The sequence below is a fragment of the Micromonospora sp. NPDC050187 genome (assembly GCF_044459745.1).
In the GTDB taxonomy this organism is placed as follows: domain Bacteria; phylum Actinomycetota; class Actinomycetes; order Mycobacteriales; family Micromonosporaceae; genus Micromonospora.
The window spans coordinates 1-5,820 of record NZ_JBITJH010000050.1; the positions used below are offsets into that span (position 1 = coordinate 1).

Consider the following 5,820-nt stretch of genomic DNA (forward strand, 5'->3'; position numbering starts at 1 on the left):
CGAGCCGTCCCCGCACGTCGACTGGTCGGCTGGCGCCGTCACCCTCGCCACGGCGGTGACGCCCTGGCCGGAAACCGGTCGACCGCGTCGGGCGGCGGTCTCCTCCTTCGGGGTCAGCGGCACCAACGCGCACGTGATCATCGAGCAGCCGCCCGTCGAGACCCGGACCTCGCAGGCCGGGGACGTGCCCGCACCGGTCGCTCCGCTGCCGGTGCTGCTGTCGGCGCGGTCCGAGGCGGCTCTGACCGGGCAGGCGGACCGTTGGGCCCGCTGGCTCGCCGCCGACGAGGCGCTGCGTCCGGTGGACGTGGGTTGGTCGTCGGTGACCACGCGTCAGGCCCTGGAGCACCGCGCCGTATTCATCGCGGCCGACCGGGACGAGTTGTTGGCCGGGCTGCGGGCGTTGGCGGCGGGTTTGCCGTCCGGGTCGGTGGTCACCGGTACGGCTGCCGTTCGCGGTCAGGTGGCGTTGCTGTTCTCCGGTCAGGGTGCGCAGCGTGCCGGGATGGGTCGGGAGTTGTACGTCGCGTTCCCGGTGTTCGCGGGTGCGTTGGACGAGGTGTGCGGGTATCTGGATCCGCTGCTGCCGCGCCCGCTGCGCGAGGTGCTGTTTGCCGAGGTGGGTTCGGCGGAGGCTGAGCTGCTGGATCAGACGGTGTTCACGCAGGCCGGGTTGTTTGCGGTCGAGGTGGCGTTGTTCCGTCTGGTGGAGTCGTTCGGTGTGGTGCCGGACTTTGTGGGTGGTCACTCGGTCGGTGAGATCACGGCTGCGTATGTGGCCGGGGTGCTGTCGTTGGTGGACGCGTGTGCGTTGGTGGCGGCGCGGGGTCGGTTGATGCAGGCGTTGCCGGCTGGTGGTGGCATGTTGGCGGTGGCGGCGTCGGAGTCCGAGGTGGCGGAGACGCTCACCGGTTTGACCGACCGGGTCGGGATCGCCGCCGTGAATGGTCCGTCGGCGGTCGTGGTGTCGGGCGCGGTCGAGGCGCTGGACGAGTTGGAGGCGACCTGGCGGGGCCGGGGTGTGCGGACGCGTCGTTTGACGGTGAGTCACGGGTTCCACAGTCCGTTGATGGAGCCGATGCTCGACGGGTTCCGGGCGGTGTTGGCGGGGTTGACGTTCCGGGCGCCGTTGGTGCCGGTGGTGTCGAACCTGACCGGTGCGGTGGCGGATCCGCAGGAGTTGACGCGGGTCGAGTACTGGGTGCGGCATGTGCGGGAGGCGGTCCGGTTCGCCGACGGGATCACCGCGTTGCGGGCCGCCGGGGTCGACACGTTCGTCGAGGTCGGACCGCAGAGTGTCCTGACGGCGATGGCCGGCGACGTGCTGCCGGGCGACGGGGATGTTCTCGCGGTAGCGGTGCAGCGGCGGGACCGGTCCGAGGTTCCGGGTCTGCTGGCGGCTCTGGGGCAGCTGCACGTCGACGGTGTGACGGTGACCTGGCCGCAGTGGTTCACCGGTGCGGGTGCGCGGCGGGTGGACCTGCCGACGTACGCGTTCCAGCACCAGCGGTACTGGCTCGGCATCGGGCGGGCCCGGACGGGTGACGTCACCGGAGCCGGCCTCGGCATGGCCGGTCATCCGCTGCTCGGCGCGGCGGTCACCGTCGCCGGCGAGGACATGGTGGTGCTCACCGGCCGGCTCTCCGTCGCCACCCATCCGTGGCTCGCCGACCACGCGGTCTCCGGCGTGGTGATCGTTCCTGGCACTGCTCTCGTGGAACTGGCTGTCCGCGCGGGCGACGAGGTGGGCGTCTCCCGGCTCCGGGAGTTGACCATCGCCGCTCCGCTCGTGCTCCCCGAGACCGGTGGGGTACGGGTGCAGGTGCGGGTCGGCGCGGCCGACCCGACGGGCGCCCGGATCGTCGCGGTGCACTCGCAGTCCGAGGGCGACCCCGACTGGGTCCGGCACGCGGACGGTGTGCTGGAACCGGTGTCGGCCGACGAGCCGGTGGTCGGTGCATGGCCGCCGGCCGGTGCGTCCGAGGTGGACGTGACGGGCTGGTACGAGGCACTGGCCGGGCACGGCCTGGTGTACGGGCCGGTCTTCCAGGGCCTGCGGCGGCTGTGGACGGGCGACGGCGCGGTGTACGCCGAGGTCGTGCTCCCGGAGGACGCGGCCGGGGAGGCCGGGCGGTTCGGGGTGCACCCGGCGCTGCTCGACGCGGCGCTGCACCCGACCGGGCTGTTGCTGTCCGGGGAGGAGACGTCGCGCCCACAAGTGCCGTTCGCGTTCGAGGGTGTGCAGGTGCACGCCTCGGGTGCGGGGATGCTGCGGGTGCGGTTGTCCCGGTCCGGTTCCGGGGTGCGTCTGGTCGCCTGCGACGAGGCGGGCGCCCCGGTGGTGTCGGTCGACTCCCTCGTCCTGCGCGAACTGAGCGGTGTCGTGGCACCCGGCGCGGCGGCGCGCTCGCTGTTCGAAATCGCGTGGCAGGCCGACGACGCCGCCACCGCCACCGCCGGGGACACGTCCGGCTGGGCGCTGCTGGCCGCCGGGAATCCGCCGGCCGGACTGCCGGAGCTGCCGGCCTTCCCGGACGTCGCGGCGCTGGTCGCGTCGGTCGAGGCCAGCCCGGCGGCGACCCCCGGGGCACTGGTGCTGCCCGTGTTCAACACCGACCGGGACTCCGGCGTACCCGCCTGGGTCCGGGTGGTGACGGCTGAGGTCCTGGCCACCGTGCAGGCGTGGTTGGCGGCCGGGGTGTTGGCGGACTCGAAGCTGGTCGTGGTGACCCGGGGTGCGGTGGCGGTTCGGTCGGGTGATCGGGTCACCGACCTGGCGGGTGCGGCGGTGTGGGGTCTGTTGCGCTCGGCGCAGTCGGAGCACCCCGGTCGGATCGTGCTCGCCGACGTCGACGGTGACCTGGACGCGTACGCGCTGGGCGCGCTCGCCTCGGCGGCCGGTGACCCGGTGGGTGGTCAGCTGGCTGTGCGGTCGGGTGCGGTGTTCGTCCCGCGCCTGGTCCGGGCGTCCGCGCCGACCGCGACTGAGGTGACCATCGGTGACGGCACGGTTGTGGTGACCGGTGGTACTGGTGCGCTGGGTGCTCTGGTGGCAGAGCATCTGGTGGCGGTGTACGGGGTGCAGTCGGTGGTGCTGGTGTCCCGGCAGGGGCCGGCTGCGCCGGGCGCGGACGCGCTGGTCGAGCGGTTGTCGGGCCTGGGTGCCTCGGTGCGGGCGGTGGCGTGTGACGTGACCGACCGGGACGCTGTGCGTGACCTGGTCGGCCAGCTCACCGACAACGGTCGGTTGGCGGGTGTGGTGCACACGGCGGGTGTGCTGGATGACGGGGTGGTGGAGGGGCTCTCCGCTGGGCGGTTGGCTGGTGTGTTGGCGCCGAAGGTGGATGCGGCATGGCATCTGCACGAGGTGACGGCGGGTCTGGATCTGGACCTGTTCGTGGTGTTCTCGTCGGTGGCGGGGGTGCTCGGGTCGCCGGGTCAGGCGGCGTATGCGGCGGGTAACGCGTTCCTGGACGGTCTGGCGGTGTTCCGGCGTGGGCTGGGGTTGCCGGCGGTGTCGTTGGCGTGGGGCATGTGGGACACCGCTGGTATGGCCGCGTCGATCGCTGACACCGACCGGGCCCGGTCGGCCCGGGCCGGCATCACCCCGATGAGCGCGGACACCGGTCTGGAGCTGTTCGACGCGGCGCTCGGTGCGGCGCGACCGACGTTGGTGCCTGCGGTGCTCGACGTACCGGCGATGCGGGCCGCGCTCGGCGCAGGTGGCCCGGTGCCGGTAGTGCTGCGGGCCCTCGTGGGTCCGACCGTCACCCGTCGACAGGCCGGACAAGGCGGCGACTGGACCAACCTGCTGACGGGGCTGGCACCCGACGAGGCTCGGGCCCGGATAGACGCGCTGGTGCGTGGACTGGTCGCTCAGGTGCTCGGGCACGCCGGCGCGGAGTCGGTCCCCACCGACCGGGCGTTCCGCGAACTGGGCTTCGACTCGTTGACGGCGGTCGACCTGCGGAACCGGCTCAACGCGGCGACCGGCCTGCGCCTCGCGTCGACGTTGGTGTTCGACTACCCGACCCCGGCGGTGCTCGCCGACCACCTGTGGTCCGAACTGGCCGGTGTACGGCAGACGACGACGGACGGGGCGGTCAGCACGGTTGCCGGCGTTGACGAGCCGATCGCGATCGTGGGGATGGCGTGCCGTTACCCGGGTGGGGTGGAGAGCCCGGAGCAGTTGTGGGAGCTGTTGTCCGTCGGTGGTGAGGGCATCGGTGAGTTCCCCGCCGACCGGGGTTGGGACCTGGAGTCCCTGTTCGACCCGGACCCGGACCGCAGCGGCACGTCGTACACCCGGCAGGGGGGTTTCCTGCACGGCGCTGCCGACTTCGATCCGGAGTTCTTCGGCATCTCGCCGCGCGAGGCGGTGGCGATGGATCCGCAGCAGCGGTTGCTGCTGGAGGCGTCGTGGGAGACGTTCGAGTCCGCCGGTCTGGACCCGGCGAGGCTGCGGGGCAGCCGTACCGGCGTCTTCGCCGGCGTGATGTACCACGACTACGCCTCCCGGCTGGCCGACCTGCCGTCGGACGCCGAGGGATACGTCGGCACCGGTAACTCCGGCAGTGTGTTGTCGGGTCGGGTTGCCTACACCTTCGGCCTGGAGGGGCCGGCGGTCACCGTCGACACGGCGTGTTCGTCGTCGCTGGTCGCCCTGCACCTGGCCGCGCAGGCGCTGCGGTCGGGGGAGTGCGATCTCGCGCTGGCCGGTGGCGTCACCGTGATGGCCACCCCCGGCACCTTCGTGGAGTTCTCTCGGCAGCGGGGTCTGTCGACCGATGGCCGGTGTAAGTCGTTCGCGGCGTCGGCGGATGGGACGGGTTGGTCGGAGGGGGTGGGTGTGCTGCTGGTGCAGCGGCTCTCCGATGCTCAGCGTGAGGGTCGTCGGATCCTCGCCGTCGTGCGGGGTACCGCTGTCAACCAGGATGGTGCGTCCAATGGTCTGACCGCGCCGAACGGCCCCTCCCAGCAGCGGGTGATCCGGCAGGCTCTCGCCAACGCCCGGCTGACCACCGCCGACGTGGACGCCGTCGAAGCCCACGGCACGGGCACGACCCTGGGTGACCCGATCGAAGCGCAGGCGCTTCTTGCCACCTATGGGCAGGATCGCGTCGAGCCGTTGCTGTTGGGGTCGATCAAGTCGAACATCGGTCACACGCAGGCTGCGGCCGGTGTGGCGGGCATCATCAAGATGGTCCTCGCCATGCGGCACGGGCTCGTTCCGCCGACGTTGCACGTGGACGAGCCGTCCCCGCACGTCGACTGGACCGCCGGGGCGGTCACCCTGGCCACCGAGGCGACGCCGTGGCCGGCGGTGAACCGGCCCCGCCGGGCGGCGGTCTCGTCGTTCGGCATCTCCGGCACGAACGCGCACGTGATCCTCGAGCAGCCGCCGGTGGAGGTGATCGAGGGCGAGGTCGTCGAGTCGGCTCTGCCGGACGCTCTCGTACCGGTGCTGGTGTCGGCGCGGTCGGCGGCGGCGCTGGCCGGGCAGGCGGACCGTTGGGCCCGTTGGCTCGCCGCTGACGAGGCGCTGCGTCCGGTGGACGTGGGTTGGTCGTCGGTGACGACGCGTCCGGTGTTGGAGCACCGTGTGGTGGTCGCAGCGACGGACCGGGACGAGTTGTCGGCCGGGCTGCGGGCGTTCGCGGCCGGTGAGCCGTCGGGCGCGGTGGTGACGGGTGCCCCGGGGCAGCGCGGTCAGGTGGCGTTGCTGTTCTCCGGTCAGGGTGCGCAGCGTGCCGGGATGGGTCGGGAGTTGTACGGGGCGTTCCCGGTGTTCGCGGGTGCGTTGGACGAGGTGTGCGGGTA

General features: G+C 72.5%; 1 protein-coding gene. It reads left to right on the forward strand.

Features of this window, described 5'->3' with window-relative positions; translation table 11 throughout:
* Positions 1 to 5,820, forward strand: a 5,820-nt coding sequence (locus tag ACIBJE_RS31495; RefSeq protein WP_396753922.1) for an SDR family NAD(P)-dependent oxidoreductase, incomplete at both ends; no start/stop codon positions are given.